The following is a 16,840-nucleotide window of genomic DNA, read 5'->3' as shown; positions in this document are numbered from 1 at the left end:
TCGATCAAGGACCGCATCGCCCTGTCGATGATCGCGGCGGCGGAAAAGGAGGGGTGGCTGAAGCCCGGCGGGACCATCGTCGAGGCGACGGCCGGCAATACGGGCCTGGCGCTGACCCTGGTGGGGCAGGCCAAGGGCTATAAGGTGCTTCTGGTCATCCCGGACAAGATGTCCAAGGAAAAAATTCAACATCTCAGGGCTATGGGCGCCGATGTCCGCCTGACGCGTTCGGACGTGCCGCACGGGCATCCCGAGTACTACACCGACATGGCCGAGCGGCTGGCTCAACAGATCCCCGGCGGCTTCTACGTCAATCAGTTCGCCAACGACGCCAACAGCCAGGCCCATTTCGACACCACCGGTCCCGAGATCTGGGAGCAGATGGATCATCAGGTCGACGCCTTCGTCGCCGGCATCGGCTCGGGCGGCACCATCACCGGCATCGCCCAATATCTGAAGAGCGTCGGCTCGAACGCCGAGATCATCCTGGCCGACCCGGTCGGCTCGACCTTGGCGGGCATCGTCAACGAGGGCGTGCCGGGACCGGAGGGCAGCTACACCGTCGAGGGCATCGGCCAGAATTTCGTGCCCGACACCGCCGACATCGACTTGATCGACAAGGCCTATTCCATCCCCGACGCCGAAGCGATCGCCACCGTGCGCGAACTGTTGCTGAAGGAGGGCGTGCTGGCGGGGTCGTCGTCCGGCACCCTGATCGCCGCCGCCCTGCGCTGGTGCCGCGAACAGACCGAGCCGAAGCGCTGCGTGACCTTCGTCTGCGACACCGGCGCCAAATACCTGTCCAAGGTCTATAACGACGCCTGGCTGGCCGATCAGGGCCTGGGCGAGCGCGAACTGCACGGCGACCTGTCGGATCTGATCACGCGCAAATACGCCGACGGGGCGGTGGTCGCGGCCGGGCCGGACGACACCCTGGACACCGTCTTCAAGCGGATGCGCGGCGCCGACGTCTCGCAACTGCCGATCATCCAGGACGGACGCCTGGTCGGCATCATCGACGAGAGCGACATCGTTCACGTCATGAACACCGACGAGATCACCCGCCAGGAGCGGTTCAAGAAGCCGGCCGGATCGGTCATGACCCGCAACCTGGACACGGTGCAGGTGTCCGAACCCCTGGATGCCCTGATCCCCCTGTTCGACCGCGACCGCGTCGCCATCGTGCTGGACGGCGAACAGTTCGTCGGCCTGATCACCCGCACCGACCTGATCAACCACCTCAGCCTGAACCGGTAGTCATGCCGCCGACTTCGCTGAACCGCAGGCAGGGGCTGGGGCTTGGCCTGGCCTGGGCCGGTGCGGCGTTGGCGGGCCAGGCGCGGGGGCAGGAGGCGGCGATGCTGCAAGGCGTCCGCCGGGGCGTCTATCGCAGCCATGATCGCGACCTGACGGTCCTGGTGGCCCAACCGACCGTGAGCGACGGGCCGATGAACGGCGCGGCCTTGGTGCTGTTGCACGGCGCGGGGGGCATCCGGCGCGACTTCGGCAATTTCTACGGCAACGCCCGACGCTTGGCGGCCCTGGGCTATATGGTCGTCATGCCCGACTATTTCGGCGACGCCGACGGCGGTCGCGCCTCCGAGGACCCCGGCCGCTGGGCCGGGGCGGTCAAGGACGCGGCCTTGTGGACCGCCGGGCTGCGGGGCGTCGATCCGGCGCGGGTCGGGGCCATGGGCTATTCACGCGGCGGCTATCTGGCGGCCGAGGTGGGGGTGCAAGAGCCGGGAATCGCCGCCGTGGTCGGCGTCTGTTCGGCCGGAAACATCGACGCGCGCGACATGAAACGCCGACCGCCCGTCCTTTTGATCCATGCGGCGGGCGATCCGGTGGTGCGGCCGGTGCGGACGCGGCGCTGGGCCAGAGAGCTGGAGCGGGCCGGCGTTTTGGTCGAGACGCACGTCATCGACGTTCGCCGTCACGGCTTCTTCGAGACCGAGTGGGCCGACATCTTCGACCGCGCCGACGCCTTTTTCCGTCGAACCCTGGTCTGAACCGACCGGTACGGACTTTTTTGCAATTGTGGCGACAAGGGGCCTTTTCCGAAGGCTGAGGGTGCGCGACGATGATCCCAGTGAAGTTGAGCCGGGGGGCTGTCGATGCGTGTGGGCGTTGTGTGGGGGGTCGCCGCGGCGATCCTGTCGGGGGGCGCGCAAGAGGCGCCGGGCGCGGCTGAACCGTCGGCTTCGGCCACGCCGCCGACGGCCGAACGGCCCAATGGCGACTACTACGCCGACGCCCTGGTCTGTCCTGACGACGTGCCGGTGAACGCCCGTCGCGGACGCATGACCATCCCCAGCAACAACCGCACCATCGACGCCATGGTCTATGCGCCGCGCGGAACGCCGAACGGGGCGGTGATCGTCATGATGCACGGGCCACGCGGGCTGCGCGCGACCCTGCCCGTCTTCGATCCCCGGGCGCTGCAACTGGCCAGTCGGGGCTATTTCGTCGTCATGCCGCAATACTACGACGCCACCAGCAACGAGGTTGAACGGGAAAGGCGCAACCTGGACCGTTGGCGTGACGTGGCCGACGACGTCGCGACCCGCATGGCCGAGGTTCCGGGCGTGGATGCGACCCGTGTCGGCGTGTGGGGCGTCTCCCTGGGCGGCTGGCTGGCCGCCGAGAGCGTGATGAAGAACGCCAGCCTGCGCTCGGCCGTGGCCGTCTCGGCGGGCGCCGCCATGGCTCCGGCCAGGACGTTCCGGCGCCAGGTCCCGATCCTGATGGTCAATGCGGAAGGCGATCCGGTCATTTCGGCCGAATCGGCGAGCGAGTTCGCCACGGACCTGCGCGGGCGCGGAGCCGAGATCGACGCCCGTTCGCTGACCGGAGCTGTGCATTTCCTCGCACAGCCCCAGTGGTGCGAGACCTTCGCCGCTTCGCGGGAATTCTTCGACCGGACGCTTCTGGCGCCTTAAAAGGCCGCCATGTCGATCAAGAACGCCCAGGGATTCTCCACCCGCGCCATCCACGCCGGCCAACGGCCCGACCCCACCACCGGGGCGGTGATGACGCCGATCTACGCCACCTCGACCTACGCCCAGGAAAGCCCGGGCGTGAACAAGGGCTATGAGTACGCGCGCGGCAAGAACCCGACGCGCGAGGCGTTCGAGGCCTGCATCGCCGATCTGGAGGGCGGAACCCACGGTTTCGGCTTCGCCAGCGGCATGGCGGCGACCTCGACGGTGCTGGAGCTGCTGGACGCCGGATCGCACATCGTCACCGGCGACGACCTGTACGGCGGCACCTGGCGGCTGTTCGAGCGGGTGCGCCGCCGCTCGATGGGTCTGGATTTCAGCTATGTCGATCTCAGCGATCTGAACGCCGTCGAGGCGGCGATCGGGCCGAAAACCCGGATGCTGTGGGTCGAGACGCCGACCAATCCGCTGATGAAGCTGGCCGACATCGCCGCCCTGTCGCGGCTGGCGAAGGCGAAAGGCCTGTTGCTGGTGGTCGACAACACCTTCGCCACCCCCTTCTGCCAGCAGCCGCTGGGCCTGGGCGCCGACGTGGTGATGCATTCGGCGACCAAATATCTGAACGGCCACTCCGACATCATCGGCGGGGTGCTGGTCACCGGAAACGCCGAACTGGCCGCCCAGATCAAGTTTCTGCAGAACTCGGTCGGCGGGGTGATGGGACCGTTCGACGCCTTCCTGGTCAACCGGGGCCTGAAGACCCTGGCCCTGCGCATGAAGGCCCATTGCCAGAACGCCCTGGCCGTCGCGCGCTGGCTGGAAGACCGCAAGGGCGTCGCGCGGGTGATCTATCCCGGCCTGATCGCCCATCCGCAGCATGACCTGGCGGCGCGCCAGATGCCGGGCGGCTTCGGCGGCATGGTGACGGTGCTGATCGACGGCGACCTGTCGCGCACCAAACAGGTGTTGGAGCGGGTAGGGGTCTTCACCCTGGCGGAATCGCTGGGCGGGGTCGAAAGCCTGGTCAACCACCCGGCCATCATGACCCACGCCTCGGTGCCGAAAGAGGTGCGCGAGGCCGGCGGGGTGACCGACAATCTGATCCGCCTGTCGGTGGGGGTCGAAAACGTCGAGGACCTGATCGCCGATCTGGATCAGGCGCTGGGCTGAAAACGAAAACGGCGGCGAAGGCATCGCCCTCGCCGCCGTCAGAAATCCGTGGACCCTGAGGTCCGGGAAATCAGCCTTCGGTCTTCAGTTGACCGGCCGATTCCTTGCCCGAGCGGCGATCGGTTTCGATTTCGTACGAGACCTTTTGGTTCTCGTTCAGGCCGCGCAGGCCGGCGGCTTCGACGGCCGAGATGTGGACGAACACGTCCTTGCCGCCGTTATCGGGCTGGATGAAGCCGTAGCCCTTGGTGGAGTTGAACCATTTCACAGTGCCGGTAGCCATTTGAGGACCTCCATTGGCGTTTGCCCCAGGGAACGCCCCTGAGGCTGGATGTCGGTTCTGATGGATCGGCTTGGACCTCGGTGCGCAGTGCAAAGGGGTGCAGGCGTTACGCAGTAGAGATCGACGTGGGGGTTCTCGCCCGGAATGCGGACGAAAACAAGACTGCCGCTCAATCGGCCGCGGGCGGGGCCACATAGTGGGTCTGGCACAGCTTGCGCAGATCGGCGTTCAGGGCCTGGCCGTACAGGCTGTCGCGCACGCGGTCATAGCCTTCGGCCTGCAGCCGCTGCTTGATCTCGGTGACGGTGCGGCAGGCGCCGTCGCGCGCCAGTTCATAGGCGCGCTCGATGGTGGTGGGCTTCAGGCTCATGCCGTCAAGTTAGGCGGCCGCGCCGTTGATGGCGACCCCGGGGATCAGAAGCCGAAGCTGACCTTGGCCACCATGCTGTCGGCATAACGGGGGTCCGACCCGGGACCGTCGGTGCCGTACCAGCGCAGGTCCAGATCGGCGTTGCGGCTGACGGCCCAGGTCACCCCGGCGTTGTAGCCGGTGTAGTCGATGGACCCGTCCTGTTCGCGGCGGCCGATGGCGGCGCTGGACGACAGGGTTTCATTGAAGGCCCAGCCCGCGCGCGCCTCGACCCAGGTCCAGGCCTTGGTCGAACCCAGGCCGTCGGGCGAATGTTGCAGTTGCAGCCGCGCCTTGGCCGGGCCGATCGAGCGCGACAGATTGGCGGTGAACTCCCAGGCGTCGGCGTCCGCGCCCGGATTGGCGTCCAACTGCCATTTGTGCGTGGCGCTGAGGTCCAGATCGAAGCCCGCGATCTGGGGCCGCACGCCCAGGCCCAGCTCGCCCTCGGTGTCCGAGCCGTTGGACTCGATGCCCTGCAAGCCGCCGTCGACGTAGAAGAAGCCGCTGTCGCTCTCCCATGCGGCCGAGGCCCAGGCGTATTCCTTGCCCATGGACTTGGACGCGTCCTTGGAGCGGTTGTCGGTGCCGGCGCCGAAGCCGAACGACCATTGGCCGGGCGCGTCTTGCGCCATGGCGGGGGCGGCCGTCAGGGCCAGGGCGAGGGCGGTCGTCAGGGTGCGGATCATGGCCAGGGCTAATGATCGAGTCGCGCGGCGGTTTCCTAACCGAACTGCGACGCTTTTTTGAAATTCTCGACGGCCTCGGCGTACTCGCCGCGCAGTCGGTGAACCAGATCCAGCGTCGTCGGCACGTCATGCACGGCGCCCGAACCCTGGCCGGCCGACCACACCGTCTTCCAGGCCTTGGCCTCTTCGCCCATGTCCAGCTTGTGCTCGGGCAGGGTCTTGGGGTCGATGCCGTTGGCCAGCAGCGACGGGGTCAGGAAATTGGCCGGAATGCCCGACACGGCGGGGGTGTAGGTGATGTCGGCCGAACCCGCCGCGACGATCATCTGCTTGTATTCGGCCTGAGCCTGGCTCTCGGTCGTGTTGATGAAGCGGGTGCCCATATAGGCGAAGTCGGCGCCCATCATCCGCGCCGCCGCCACATCGCGCCCGGTCGACAGACAGCCCGACAGGATGATCGTCCCATCGAAGAAGCCGCGCACCTCCTCCACCAGGGCGAACGGATTGACCACGCCCGCGTGGCCGCCCGCGCCCGCCGCCACCAGGATCAGTCCGTCGACCCCCGCCTGGGCCGCCTTGCGGGCATGGCGGACGTTGGCGATGTCGTGAAAGACCACGCCGCCATAGCCGTGCACCGCATCCACCAGATCCTTGACCGCGCCCAGCGAGGTGATGACCAGGGGGACCTGCTCGGTCACCGTCACCTCCAGGTCCGCCATCAGCCGGGTGTTGGTCGGATGGACGATGTGATTGACGCCATAGGCTGCGGCCTCGGCCGTACGGCGCGCCTTGATGTCCTGAACCCATTCCCGATAGCCCTCGGTGGTGCGCTGGTTCAGCGACGGGAAGGTGCCGATCACCCCGGCGTTGCAGCACTCGACCACGATGTCCGGTCCCGAGACCAGGAACATGGGGGCGGCGATGACCGGCAGCTTCAGTCCGGCTTGCAGCGAGGCGGGAATGGCCATGGGCGTCTCCTGGGTTTCCTTTGGCTACGCTTAGCGGGCTGTCGCGGGGGAAGGCAAGAAATCCTCCCCCATCGGGGGAGGGCGAGGATTTTAAAGCGCGCCGCAAGCGCCTAAATGGCTCCCATGACCACCGACACCTCCGGCCTCTCGCAACTGGGCGCCCAGACGGCCCAGCCGACCAGCCCCGAAACCGCCGTCCTGGAGCGCGTGCCCAATCCGCACGCCGACAGCCTGTATGTCGCCCGTTTCACGGCGCCCGAGTTCACCAGCCTGTGCCCGGTGACCGGCCAGCCGGACTTCGCCCACATCGTCATCGACTATGTGCCGGGCGATTGGCTGGTCGAGTCCAAGTCGCTGAAGATGTACCTGACCAGTTTCCGCAACCACGGCGCCTTCCACGAGGACTGCACCGTCGCCATCGGCAAGCGCCTGACCGAACTGCTGGCGCCCCAATGGCTGCGGATCGGCGGCTATTGGTATCCGCGCGGCGGCATTCCCATCGACGTCTTCTGGCAGACGGGCGCCCCGCCCCAGGGCCTGTGGCTGCCCGACCAGGGCGTGCCGACCTATCGCGGGCGGGGCTGAAGGTTAAGGAACTGCTCGGTTACGGGATTGCGAGAGGGTGCTGGCAATACCGCCGCTAAGCATTAGTACGCCAAGGATGGCTATCATTGGAAAAGCGACAAGAAGTGCTTGCCATAGAGGCCAATCCCAACCTTTCCACATTCCGACAAAGCCTACCACGGAAAGGAATAGTCCGCCGATGTCGCGAAACAAGAAAGCTACAATCATAACGGCAAAGGCAGGGAAGAACCCCCAACCCAGCCAAACCTGCATCCCTGCGTAGTAGCCAGCCAGCGTCACCAAAAAGCAGCCGATACCCGCGATCCAGACGATAGGTAGGAACCGTTCCATCTAACCCCTCCTCACCTGAAGGTTGATTTTCAACGACCTTCGTTATGATAGCGAGAGTTTCTTGGATATCCACCCAGTGAAGGCGAAGGGCACGACGGAAGCGATGTTCAAGGCCATCCAAAGCTCGCGTTCGAAATGGATCCTGAATACCGGATTATAGAGAATAGCCACCGCCACAAAGACCCAACCTAGGCCCCGCAGGGTTTGACTATTCAGAAGATTATAGGCCAGCCATATCGCAGCGCCACAGACTGCAACACGAAGCAGCATGAAATAGCCGTAAGGCCACGGAGCAAGCGCCAGGGCCAGCAGCACAATGGGTGCAAGCCAAATGAGCTTAAAGTCCCCATTCAACTTATTGAAAAACTGCTCGTGCTCAGTGGACATGATTTCCTCCGATCAAGTTCAGCCTATCAATAGGTGCGTATGCCGGAAATCGTCTTGTGCTGGTACCGTTGTGGTCGGACCCACCCAGTCAAAATCTGTGGCTGCCCGACCAGGGCGTGCCGACCTATCGCGGGCGGGGATAGGGCTGCAGCGTCGCCTTGAAGAACCGCACCACCTCGCGGTTCAGGGTCTCGTGAAAGGCCGCGCGGTCGAAGCCGGGCGTCGGCGCACAGATCATCGGCGCGGCGGCGGCCAGTTCGGGCGAGCACGGCGGCAGAAAGTCGAAATGGCCCGCGCCCTCGACGCGCCTGTATTCGGGCGGGGTGGGCAGGGCGTCACGCACCGGCTCGACATAGAAGGGAGCGGGCAGGATCTGATCGGTCCCGGCCTGCCATAGCTGGATCGGCTGGGTGACGCGGCTGAGACCGTCCGGCGTGAAGGTGAAGCCCAGGGCCGGGACGGCGACGACCAGGGCCTTGAGGCGGGCGTCGTGGGACAGGCGCGGAGCGGCGGCGCCCCGTATCGTGTCGGGGTGCTGGGCGATCAGCCGACAATCGTAGAAGCCGGGGTTGGCGCGGCAGTGGTCGGCCAACCGGCTCAGGTCGGGATCGCCGCCCGCCGCCGCCAGAACCGTGAACCCCCCGGCGGAAAAGCCGAAGGCGCCGATGCGCCTCGCGTCGATCCCGGCGCGGCCGCTCCAATCCCGGGTCATGTAGTCGATCAGCACCGACAGTTGGCGCGTGCGGCCGACGACGTCGGTGGCGCGGCTCTGATCGCGCCAATTGTCGCCGGTGTGGGTCAGGGCGGCGACCACGAACCCCGCCTTGGCCAGAGCCATGGCCGTGTCGTGATGGCTGCGGAAATCGCCGCCGTTGCCGTGGGAGATGACGATCATGGGGCGCGGCGCGGCCGTCGCCTCGGCCGACGCCCAGACGCCCGCCTCGATGGCGGGCTGATCGCCGTCTGGAAGGCTCAGGCGCGAGAAGGTCACGTCGTCGCGGACCACGGGCGCGGCCTGCGGCGTGACGACGGATGCGGGCGCGGCGGTCGCGGCGCAGGCGCCCAGCAGGATGCAGGCGGCGGCGATCGGGGCGGCGGTGTTCATGGCGACGGGCCTCTTGGCGGAAGTGATGCGGCTGAGTGAAGCTTCAAACCGCCGTCGCGCCAGCGGATATGGGCGAACGGGCCAATGGGTTCGCCGTCGGGCGAACGGCTGTCATCGGCGGCGGCGCTTGCTAGTCTGAGGCCATGGAATCCAGGGGACCGAAAGACGGGCGATGGCGGGCGGCGGCCGCGGGCTTCGCCGTCTCGACCGCCGTGGGGCTGGCGCTGGGCGTCATCGGGCCGTTCGGCAGCTATCTGAACGGAACCCTGCCGGTGCGGGCGGCCTATTGGGTGGTCTGCCTGTGGGTCGGATGGCTGGCCATCGGCGTCAGCCTGTCGGTTTTGGCGCGCTGGGCGAAGGCGCGGGGGATTTCGGCCTGGGTCTGGACGCCGCCGGCGGTGGCGGTCCTGGCCCTGCTGCCGGTGGCGTTCAGCCGGATGTTGGCGGTGCGTCTGTGGCCGGTGGTCCAGCAGGTCGGTTGGCTGGAATGGTACGGACAGGGGCTGGTGATCAGCGCCCTGGCCGCCGCGGGCATGACTTGGGCGACCCGGCCGCGCCCGGCGGCGGGCGACAGGCCCGACGTCGAATCCGCCGATCCGCGCGACCGCCTGCCGCCCCGCCTGGGGCGGACGGTGCTGTGCCTGCAGATGGAGGACCACTATGTCCGGGTGCATACGCCGCACGGGTCGGCCCTGGTGCTGATGTCCCTGTCACAGGCCATGGCGGGGCTGAAGGATGTGGACGGGGCGCAGACCCATCGGTCGTGGTGGGTGGCGCGTGCGGGCGTGGTCGGCGTGGTCGAGGACGGGCGCAACACGCGGCTGCGCCTGATCGGAGGGCTGGAGGCGCCGGTGTCGCGCGCCCGGCTCGGCGCCCTGCGTCAGGAGGGTTGGCTGACGCCGTGAACGCGCCCTCGTAGGCGAGAGAAGGATTGGCGGCGTCCCGAAAAAGCTCAGGTCCCGCTCATGATTTCGGCGCGGGGCCGCCGCTAACGAACGGTCATGACCTCTCCGCGTCTTCCGCTCGAAGCCTACGGCCGTCGGCTTCTGACCCATTTGCAAGCCTGGTCCGACCGCGCCGCCTGGTCGCGATACGGCTTCGAGTTCCTGATGTTCGGGCTGAAACAGGCATGGGCCTGCCTGTTCGGCGGGGCGATGCTGGCCCTGCTGATGGGCACGCACCTGTGGTGGCCGGATCAGGCGCCCATCGCCCGCTACGACTTCCTGGTGCTCGGCGCCCTGGCCATTCAGGCGGCCATGCTGGCGTTCAGGCTGGAGAGTTGGGAGGAGGCGCGGGTCATCTTCCTGTTCCACATCGTCGGCACGATCATGGAGCTGTTCAAGACCGCCCACGGTTCGTGGATCTATCCTGAACCCAGCGTGCTGCGGATCGGCGCCGTGCCCCTGTTCTCGGGCTTCATGTATGCGGCGGTGGGCAGCTATATCGCGCGGGTCCAGCGGGTGTTCGACATCCGCTTTCGCCACTATCCGCCGCTGTGGACGACCTGGGTCCTGGCGGCGGCCATCTATGTCAACTTCTTCGCCCATCATTGGCTGCCGGACATCCGGCTGGGCCTGTTCGTCGCCACGGCGGCGCTGTTCGGGCGGGGATGGTTCTATTTCACGCCCGACCGGACGCGGCGGTCGATGCCGTGCCTGCTGGGCTTCCTGCTGGTCGCCCTGTTCATCTGGTTCGCCGAGAATCTGGGCACCTTTGCCCGCGCCTGGATCTATCCCGACCAGGCTGATGGCTGGACGCCGGTGTCGATCGCCAAACTGGGCAGTTGGTTCCTGCTGATGATGATCAGCGTGGTGCTGGTGTCGCTGGTCAGGAAGCCGGAAGCGGAACCCGGCCGCTAGGCGCGCGCCGTCGCGATGCGCTAGATCGGATGGTCGGGAGGCGAGCGCTATGAGCAATGGATGGGCGGCTTCCGCCGACGCCTGGATTTCGTCGCAAGGCGACGCTGGTGATTTCGCGCGCCGTCATGTGGCGGATGCGCCGATGCTGGAGCGTGTGCGGCGACGGCGCTGGCGACGAGCGTTGGACGTCGGCTGCGGCGAAGGGCGCTTCTGCCGCATGCTGGCCGCCAAAGGCGTCGCGGTCGTCGGGGCGGATCCTACCGAGCCGCTGATCGCGCGGGCGAGGGAACTGGACCCCGAAGGCGAATACCGCGTCGAACCGGCCGAGAGGTTGAGCTTCGATGACGGCGCCTTCGATCTGGTGATCGCCTATTTGTCGCTGATCGACATCGCGGAACTGGAAGCGGCGATCGCCGAGATGGTCCGGGTGCTGGAGCCGGGAGGCGTTCTGCTGATCGCCAATCTGAACGGCTTCAACACGGCGGGGGACGTCAATGATCTGGGCTGGGTCCGCCTGGAGGACGGGCGTCAGGCCTTCGCCTTGGACCGGTATCTGGAGACGCGTGTCGGCTGGATCGAATGGCGCGGCATCCGCATCCAGAACTGGCACCGCCCGTTGAGCGTCTATATGCGCCTGATGCTGGATCAGGGGCTGGTCCTGACCCATTTCGATGAACCGTCGCCCCACAGCGGCGATCCGGCGCGGGTGGCGCGCTACATGCGGGCGCCGTGGCTGGTTCTCATGGAGTGGACCAAGCCCGGGCCTTAGATCCCCTGATCCAGATGCGAGGTGAGGGCCGCCATATCCGGCCGGGGCCGTTCCAGCGGGGCCTCCTCCAGCGTTCCCATATGAATGAAGCCCGCGATCCGTTCGCCGTCCCTGACGCCGAACATCGCCGCAGCCTCGGCTTCATAGCTGTACCAGTCGGTGATCCAACTGGCGTGATAGCCGAAGGCGTTCGCCGCGTGCTCCAGGTTCATGCAGACCGCGCCGGCCGATAGCTGCTGCTCCCACACCGGCACTTTGTGGCCGACGACGGGCGTCGAGATCACCAGCACGGTGACCGGCGGCGCGGTCAGTTTCATCAGCGTCTTGGCGGCCTTGCCCGGGTCGGGCTGATGCGCGGCCAGCGGGGTCAGGGCCTCGGCGATCCGCGCGCGCGCCTCGGGCGACAGGATGACGAACCGCCAGGGAAACAGCTTGCCGTGGTCCGGCGTGCGGGCGCCCAGGCGCAGGATCTGGTCCAGCTCGGCGTCGGACGGACCCGGCGCGGCCAGGCTCTGGGCGGGCGCGGAACGGCGGCTCGCCAGGCGGCGGCGCATCTCTTGGGACGGAACGGGCGGGGGCAGGGCGTCGCCCAGGATTTCATCGGCCATGCGTCTAGCTAGGATTTGCCGGGGCGCGGCGCCATACCTTCGTCGATGAGCGAAGATGGAAACGAACCGCCGTGGGCCAAGGGCCTGCCCAAACCGCCGCCGTGGCGCGATGCGGGCGAACGCACCGTCTATGAGAACGACTGGCTGCGCCTGACCGAGCACGACGCCACCGCCCCGACCGGCGCGCCCGCCGTCTATGCCGTGATGCGGCCCAAGAGCCTGGCGGTCGGCGTCCTGCCGATCCACGAGGACGGCACCGTGACCCTGGTCGGCCAGTCGCGTTTCGCCTGCGCCGACTTCTCGTGGGAAATGCCCGAGGGCGGGGCGCCGTTCGACGAGGACCCGCTGGCCGGGATCAAGCGCGAACTGGCCGAGGAGGCGGGGCTGAAGGCCGCGCACTGGCAAGAGGCGCTGCGGCTGCAGCTCTCCAACTCGGTGACCGATGAACGCGGGATCGTCTGGCTGTGCTGGGGTCTGTCGCCGACGGCCATCGCGCCGGACCCGACCGAGGTCATCATAACGGCGCGCACGCCGTTCCTGACCCTGCTGGACGCCATCGGCCGGGGCCAGGTGCAGGACGCCCTGACGGTGGCGACGGCGCTTCGGGCCTACCATATGGCGCGTGAGAGCCTGCTGCCGGGCTGGCTGGCCCATGTCATGCTGCACCGGCTATGATGGCCGGGAAGGGGAGACGCCGATGACCCGACTGGAAGTGGTCGCCGCCCGCCAGGACGTCTGGGGCCAATTGCGCGCCTCGGCCGAGGCGGCCGCGCGCGACGAGCCGGGCCTGGCGTCCCAGATGAACGCCGTCATCCTGGCCCATGGCGGTCTGGCGGGCGCGTTGAGCTTCCAGATCGCGCGCAAGCTGGGCGACGCCGAGCTGGGCGCCATGACGGTGCGCGAGACCTGCCTGGAGGCCTATGGCGCCGATCCGGGCATCGTGGCGGCCGCCGAGGCCGACCTGGCCGCCGTGGCCGAGCGCGATCCGGCGATCCGCTCGCTGTTGCAGCCCTTCCTCTACTTCAAGGGTTTCCAGGCGCTTCAGGCCTATCGTGTGGCCCATTGGCTGTGGGGGCGCGGCCGCGAGACCCTGGCTCTGCATTTCCAGAGCCGGATGTCCGAACTGTTCCAGGTCGACATCCATCCGGCCGCGCGCATGGGTTCGGGCCTGTTCCTGGACCACGGCACCGGCATCGTCATCGGCGAGACGGCGGTGGTCGGCGACGACGTGTCGATGCTGCACGCCGTGACCCTGGGCGGCACGGGCGCCCAGCGCGGCGACCGCCATCCTAAGATCGGCCGGGGCGTGCTGCTGGGCGCGGGGGCCAAGGTGCTGGGCGACATCACCGTCGGCGACTACGCCAAGGTGGCCTCCGGCTCGGTGGTGCTGAAGCCCGTTCCGGCGGGCTGCACCGTGGCTGGGGTCCCGGCGCGGCTGGTCAACTGCCCGACCGAGGCCACGCCCGCCCGGACCATGGACCATACGCTGGCCGACATCGTCTATGACTTCGTGATCTGACTTTCCAGATCCTCCCCCGTCCTTCACGGGGGAGGGGGACCGCGAAGCGGTGGAGGGGGCGACCCCGCGCACCGGCCGTGGCCTTCGCCCCCTCCACCATGCTGCGCATGGTCCCCCTTCCCCGGTGGGGGAGGATCGGTCAGGGCTTTCAAACCCGACCCGACATCACTAGGGTCCGCGCCCAATTCACACCCCCTGACGAGGCCCCCCGTGACCGAAGCCGACATCAAGCGCGTCGAGACCCATCTGAAGCGCACCTTCAACCACGGCGGCCTGAAGGTGAAGGCGCGCAAACAGACCGATTCCGCCGAGGTCTATGTCGATGACGAGTTCATCGGCGTCATCTTCGAGGACGAGGACGAGGCCGGCTCCTACATGTTTGAAATGGCCATCCTGGCCGAAGACCTGCCCCAGGCCTGATCGAACACGGCGAGTAGAGTCACATGACGCAGACGATCGCCTTCATCGGCCTGGGCAATATGGGCGGCGGCATGGCCGCCAATCAGGCCAAGGCGGGCCGTCGGGTCATGGCCTTCGACCTGTCGCGTGACGCCGTCGATCGCGCCGTCGCCGCCGGTTGCACGGCGGCCGCGACGGTGGCCGAGGCGGTCAAGGACGCCGACGTGGTCATCACCATGCTGCCCGCCGGGCCGCACGTGCGATCCGTCTATTCGGAACAGATCATCGGCACGGCTCCGGCCAGCGCCCTGTTGCTGGACTGTTCGACCATCGACGTCGACACGGCGCGCGTGGTCGCGGGTCTGGCCAAGGCCGCGGGCTACGCCTTCGCCGACGCCCCGGTTTCGGGCGGCACGATGGCGGCGGACGCCGGGACCCTGGCCTTCATGGTCGGCTGCGACGAGCCGGACTTCGCCCGCATCGAGGCGGCGCTGGAGCCGATGAGCCGCGCGACCTTCCGCGCCGGCGACCATGGCGCGGGCCAGGCGGCCAAGATCTGCAACAACATGATCCTGGGCATCACCATGCTGGGGACCTGCGAGGCCATCGGCCTGGCCGAGAAGCTGGGCCTGGACCCGGTCAAGATGTTCGACATCGTCGCCAAATCGTCGGGCCAGTCGTGGTCGGTGACCACCTACTATCCGTGGCCCGGCCCGGTGCCGACCGCGCCGTCGAACCGCAACTACGACGGCGGCTTCGCCGCGGCCATGATGCTGAAGGACCTGAAACTGGCCCAGGACGCGGCGGCCAAGTCCGGGGCCTCGACCCCGCTCGGCGCCCAGACCGAGGCCCTGTTCCAGATGTTCAACGGCCTGGGCTACGGCGGCCGCGACTTCTCGGCCATCCTGCAAATGCTGCGCGGCAAGCTGGACGAGCTGCCCAAGTGAGCGGCGAACCGCCGATCTATGAGGATGAGGTTGCCGGATACCGGCAGCCCATGGTGACCTCCATCGGCATCGTCATGGGCTTCCTCTTGGCCTTCGCGGCCAATTGGGCGGTCAGCGACCATGAGGGACCGGCGTTGCAGGATTCGGTGGACTGGCTGGTGGCCGGGGTGATCCTGGTCAGCATCAGCCTGATGGTCGTCGTGCTGGCCCGGCTGCTGGACAATCGCCGCCGTGAGGCGACGGGCCGTCGGTACCAGACGACCTTCAGGCTCTATATCGCCGCGATCACCATCGGCCTTCTGGGCCTGACCGGGGCCTTGCTGGTTTAGGCCGCTTGTTGTTCGACCGGGTGTGACGGGTTGGGTCTCCCGGCGTTTATGCGTTCGTTGTCCGGCACGAAGAGCTGTGCCACATCTGCTTGTTCAAAGTGTTCGACGGGGGTCTTGTCGAACCGCCCCAGTGCCCGCGTCTCGTTCAGCGTGTCGTGCATCCCCTCGGCGCGCTTCCAAACGCCATAGGTGCGCCATGTCACAGACAGTGAAGGCAGAGGTTCAGATCGGCTCGACGGAAAGCGATCCGTCGATCTCGGTCGAGGTGATCGAGAACGGACCCTATCGGGTCCACGGCGCGCCGCCGATGCACGTTCAGACGATCGTTCCAAACGCCCAGGGGCATTCCTGGACCTATCAGCAGGGCCAAGCCTATCCGGTCAAGGACGGGACACTGCTGTGCCGCTGCGGCCATTCCAGGAACAAGCCCTATTGCGACGGCTCGCACCTGCGCGTCGATGTCGACCTCGCGGAGAAGGCGCCGTTTGAACCCATGCTGGACAAGGCCGAGCGCATGGACGGTCCCCAATACAGCCTGACGGACAACGAGCTTTACTGCGCCTATGGCCGGTTCTGCGACAACGGCGACCGGTTCTGGAACGAGGTCATGGAGGGCGGAGAGGCGCACGCCGAGCTGGCCGTCTACATGGCCCACCATTGCCCGTCCGGCCGTCTGCTGGTGTGGGACCGTGCGACCGGAGCGCCTGTCGAGACGCCGGAGACGGCGTCCTTGTCGCTGCTGGAAGACCCCGCCCTGGGGGTCAGCGGGCCGCTGATGCTGCGCGGCGGCATCCGGGTGCAGAGCGCCAGCGGCGACAGCTATGAGGTCCGCAACCGCCAGACCCTGTGCCGTTGCGGCGCCTCGTCCAACAAGCCGTTCTGCGATGGAACCCACGCCTCGATGAAGTTCAAGGACGGGCTTGAGACCTGACGGCTAGACCGGCTGTTGCTGGGTGGCGCAGTGGATGCCGCCGCCCGAGGCGCCGATGGGGTCGATGTCGAGCTGCACCACGACCCGGCCCGGATAGAGGCTCGCCAGGATGTCGCGCGCCTGGGCGTCGGCGCGCCGGTCGCCGAACTGGGGCGCGATCACCGCGCCGTTGCAGACGTAGTAGTTGACGTAGCTGGACACGAAGTCGTCGCCGCGCCCGCGAATGTCGATGGGTTCGGGCAGGCGCACGATCTCCAGCGGCCGTCCCCTGGCGTCGGTCGCGCCCTCCAGCACGGCCAGGGTCTGATGGGCGGCGACCGACCACGGGTCGTCGGGGTTCGCTTGATCATCGATCTGGATCAACACCCGGCCGGGCGCGACGAAACGGGCCAGGGCGTCGATGTGATAGTCGGTGATGTCCGCGCCCTTGATGCCCGGCGCCCAGATCATCTTGGAGCCGCCCAGGGCCGTTTTCAGGCGGTCGGCGATCTGATCCGCCGTCAGGCCGGGGTTGCGGTTGTCGTTCACCCAGCAACTGGCGTGGGCCAACAGGGTCCCGGCGCCGTCGTGCTCGACGCCGCCCTGTTCGCCGATCACGCCGCTGTCGATGA

At 67.4% G+C, this 16,840-nt stretch carries 24 protein-coding genes; 14 read left to right on the top strand and 10 right to left on the bottom strand.

Annotation, left to right across the window (positions count from 1 at the left end; genetic code table 11):
* From V7D63_RS11395 to V7D63_RS11380, 4 genes are all read left to right on the top strand, one after another.
* Nucleotides 1-1,257: cystathionine beta-synthase (locus V7D63_RS11395; protein WP_333592400.1), on the top strand; the 1,257-nt coding region annotated here is incomplete at its 5' end.
* A 2-nt stretch (nucleotides 1,258-1,259) separates the two neighbouring features.
* Nucleotides 1,260-2,012, top strand: coding sequence for a dienelactone hydrolase family protein (locus V7D63_RS11390; RefSeq protein ID WP_333592399.1), 753 nt, complete (start codon nucleotides 1,260-1,262; stop codon nucleotides 2,010-2,012).
* A 105-nt stretch (nucleotides 2,013-2,117) separates the two neighbouring features.
* Nucleotides 2,118-2,942: an alpha/beta hydrolase family protein gene (locus V7D63_RS11385; RefSeq protein WP_333592398.1), complete on the top strand. Its 825-nt coding sequence runs from the start codon at nucleotides 2,118-2,120 to the stop codon at nucleotides 2,940-2,942.
* Nucleotides 2,943-2,951: 9 nt separating this feature from the next.
* Nucleotides 2,952-4,112 carry a cystathionine gamma-synthase gene (locus V7D63_RS11380; RefSeq protein ID WP_333592397.1) on the top strand — a complete coding sequence of 387 codons (1,161 nt, stop codon included), beginning with the start codon at nucleotides 2,952-2,954 and terminating at the stop codon, nucleotides 4,110-4,112.
* Between the two features lie 70 nt (nucleotides 4,113-4,182).
* Here the strand turns inward: V7D63_RS11380 and V7D63_RS11375 are convergent, their stop codons facing one another.
* The 4 genes from V7D63_RS11375 to V7D63_RS11360 all read right to left on the bottom strand — a co-directional run bounded on the left by V7D63_RS11375 (nucleotide 4,183) and on the right by V7D63_RS11360 (nucleotide 6,461).
* Complete coding sequence (locus tag V7D63_RS11375) at nucleotides 4,183-4,395, bottom strand: cold-shock protein (protein WP_333592396.1); 213 nt, start codon at nucleotides 4,393-4,395, stop codon at nucleotides 4,183-4,185.
* Nucleotides 4,396-4,564: 169 nt separating this feature from the next.
* Nucleotides 4,565-4,765, bottom strand: a complete 201-nt coding sequence (locus V7D63_RS11370; RefSeq protein ID WP_333592395.1) for a hypothetical protein — start codon at nucleotides 4,763-4,765, stop codon at nucleotides 4,565-4,567.
* A 44-nt stretch (nucleotides 4,766-4,809) separates the two neighbouring features.
* Nucleotides 4,810-5,493, bottom strand: coding sequence for a hypothetical protein (locus V7D63_RS11365; protein WP_333592394.1), 684 nt, complete (start codon nucleotides 5,491-5,493; stop codon nucleotides 4,810-4,812).
* 35 nt (nucleotides 5,494-5,528) lie between these two features.
* Nucleotides 5,529-6,461: an NAD(P)H-dependent flavin oxidoreductase gene (locus V7D63_RS11360; RefSeq protein WP_333592393.1), complete on the bottom strand. Its 933-nt coding sequence runs from the start codon at nucleotides 6,459-6,461 to the stop codon at nucleotides 5,529-5,531.
* A 123-nt stretch (nucleotides 6,462-6,584) separates the two neighbouring features.
* Here V7D63_RS11360 and queF point away from each other — a divergent pair, with 123 nt between their 5' ends.
* Nucleotides 6,585-7,046, top strand: coding sequence for a preQ(1) synthase (gene queF / locus V7D63_RS11355; protein WP_333592392.1), 462 nt, complete (start codon nucleotides 6,585-6,587; stop codon nucleotides 7,044-7,046).
* Between the two features lie 3 nt (nucleotides 7,047-7,049).
* Here queF and V7D63_RS11350 read toward each other — a convergent pair whose 3' ends face one another.
* The 3 genes from V7D63_RS11350 to V7D63_RS11340 all read right to left on the bottom strand — a co-directional run bounded on the left by V7D63_RS11350 (nucleotide 7,050) and on the right by V7D63_RS11340 (nucleotide 8,868).
* A complete protein-coding gene (locus V7D63_RS11350; protein WP_333592391.1) occupies nucleotides 7,050-7,376 on the bottom strand; it encodes a hypothetical protein in 327 nt (108 codons plus the stop codon).
* A 42-nt stretch (nucleotides 7,377-7,418) separates the two neighbouring features.
* Nucleotides 7,419-7,763 carry a DUF6804 family protein gene (locus V7D63_RS11345; RefSeq protein WP_333592390.1) on the bottom strand — a complete coding sequence of 115 codons (345 nt, stop codon included), beginning with the start codon at nucleotides 7,761-7,763 and terminating at the stop codon, nucleotides 7,419-7,421.
* Nucleotides 7,764-7,887: 124 nt separating this feature from the next.
* A complete protein-coding gene (locus V7D63_RS11340) occupies nucleotides 7,888-8,868 on the bottom strand; it encodes an alpha/beta hydrolase family protein (protein ID WP_333592389.1) in 981 nt (326 codons plus the stop codon).
* A 143-nt stretch (nucleotides 8,869-9,011) separates the two neighbouring features.
* On the opposite strand from V7D63_RS11340, the gene V7D63_RS11335 reads away from it, so the two are divergent.
* The 3 genes from V7D63_RS11335 to V7D63_RS11325 all read left to right on the top strand — a co-directional run bounded on the left by V7D63_RS11335 (nucleotide 9,012) and on the right by V7D63_RS11325 (nucleotide 11,496).
* Complete coding sequence (locus V7D63_RS11335; protein ID WP_333592388.1) at nucleotides 9,012-9,773, top strand: LytTR family DNA-binding domain-containing protein; 762 nt, start codon at nucleotides 9,012-9,014, stop codon at nucleotides 9,771-9,773.
* A gap of 96 nt (nucleotides 9,774-9,869) precedes the next feature.
* Nucleotides 9,870-10,727, top strand: a complete 858-nt coding sequence (locus V7D63_RS11330) for a DUF817 domain-containing protein (protein WP_333592387.1) — start codon at nucleotides 9,870-9,872, stop codon at nucleotides 10,725-10,727.
* Between the two features lie 49 nt (nucleotides 10,728-10,776).
* Complete coding sequence (locus V7D63_RS11325) at nucleotides 10,777-11,496, top strand: class I SAM-dependent methyltransferase (RefSeq protein WP_333592386.1); 720 nt, start codon at nucleotides 10,777-10,779, stop codon at nucleotides 11,494-11,496.
* Here V7D63_RS11325 and V7D63_RS11320 read toward each other — a convergent pair.
* Nucleotides 11,493-12,104 carry a nitroreductase family protein gene (locus V7D63_RS11320; protein WP_333592385.1) on the bottom strand — a complete coding sequence of 204 codons (612 nt, stop codon included), beginning with the start codon at nucleotides 12,102-12,104 and terminating at the stop codon, nucleotides 11,493-11,495. The two genes, V7D63_RS11325 and V7D63_RS11320, sit on opposite strands and share 4 nt — an antisense overlap.
* 45 nt (nucleotides 12,105-12,149) lie before the next feature.
* Between V7D63_RS11320 and V7D63_RS11315 the strand changes: the two genes are divergently transcribed.
* The 5 genes from V7D63_RS11315 to V7D63_RS11295 all read left to right on the top strand — a co-directional run bounded on the left by V7D63_RS11315 (nucleotide 12,150) and on the right by V7D63_RS11295 (nucleotide 15,298).
* Complete coding sequence (locus V7D63_RS11315; protein ID WP_333592384.1) at nucleotides 12,150-12,779, top strand: NUDIX hydrolase; 630 nt, start codon at nucleotides 12,150-12,152, stop codon at nucleotides 12,777-12,779.
* Nucleotides 12,780-12,801: 22 nt separating this feature from the next.
* Complete coding sequence (gene cysE / locus V7D63_RS11310; RefSeq protein WP_333592383.1) at nucleotides 12,802-13,623, top strand: serine O-acetyltransferase; 822 nt, start codon at nucleotides 12,802-12,804, stop codon at nucleotides 13,621-13,623.
* Nucleotides 13,624-13,833: 210 nt separating this feature from the next.
* Nucleotides 13,834-14,043 (top strand): DUF3126 family protein, encoded by a 210-nt coding sequence (locus V7D63_RS11305; protein ID WP_333592382.1) that lies wholly within the window; start codon nucleotides 13,834-13,836, stop codon nucleotides 14,041-14,043.
* Nucleotides 14,044-14,066: 23 nt separating this feature from the next.
* Nucleotides 14,067-14,969 (top strand): 3-hydroxyisobutyrate dehydrogenase, encoded by a 903-nt coding sequence (gene mmsB / locus V7D63_RS11300; protein ID WP_333592381.1) that lies wholly within the window; start codon nucleotides 14,067-14,069, stop codon nucleotides 14,967-14,969.
* Between the two features lie 50 nt (nucleotides 14,970-15,019).
* Nucleotides 15,020-15,298: a hypothetical protein gene (locus V7D63_RS11295; RefSeq protein ID WP_333592380.1), complete on the top strand. Its 279-nt coding sequence runs from the start codon at nucleotides 15,020-15,022 to the stop codon at nucleotides 15,296-15,298.
* On the opposite strand, the gene V7D63_RS11290 is transcribed toward V7D63_RS11295, so the two are convergent.
* Nucleotides 15,295-15,459 (bottom strand): hypothetical protein, encoded by a 165-nt coding sequence (locus V7D63_RS11290; protein ID WP_333592379.1) that lies wholly within the window; start codon nucleotides 15,457-15,459, stop codon nucleotides 15,295-15,297. The genes V7D63_RS11295 and V7D63_RS11290 overlap by 4 nt on opposite strands.
* A 35-nt stretch (nucleotides 15,460-15,494) precedes the next feature.
* Here V7D63_RS11290 and V7D63_RS11285 point away from each other — a divergent pair, with 35 nt between their 5' ends.
* Nucleotides 15,495-16,229, top strand: coding sequence for a CDGSH iron-sulfur domain-containing protein (locus V7D63_RS11285; RefSeq protein ID WP_333592378.1), 735 nt, complete (start codon nucleotides 15,495-15,497; stop codon nucleotides 16,227-16,229).
* Between the two features lie 3 nt (nucleotides 16,230-16,232).
* On the opposite strand, the gene V7D63_RS11280 is transcribed toward V7D63_RS11285, so the two are convergent.
* Nucleotides 16,233-16,840, bottom strand: a 608-nt coding sequence (locus V7D63_RS11280) for an agmatine deiminase family protein (protein WP_333592377.1), incomplete at its 5' end; no start/stop codon positions are given.

It is taken from the genome of Brevundimonas sp. (assembly GCF_036732845.1).
In the GTDB taxonomy this organism is placed as follows: domain Bacteria; phylum Pseudomonadota; class Alphaproteobacteria; order Caulobacterales; family Caulobacteraceae; genus Brevundimonas.
The sequence above is the reverse complement of the archived record's forward strand: the minus strand, read 5'-3'. Positions and strand labels throughout refer to the sequence as shown.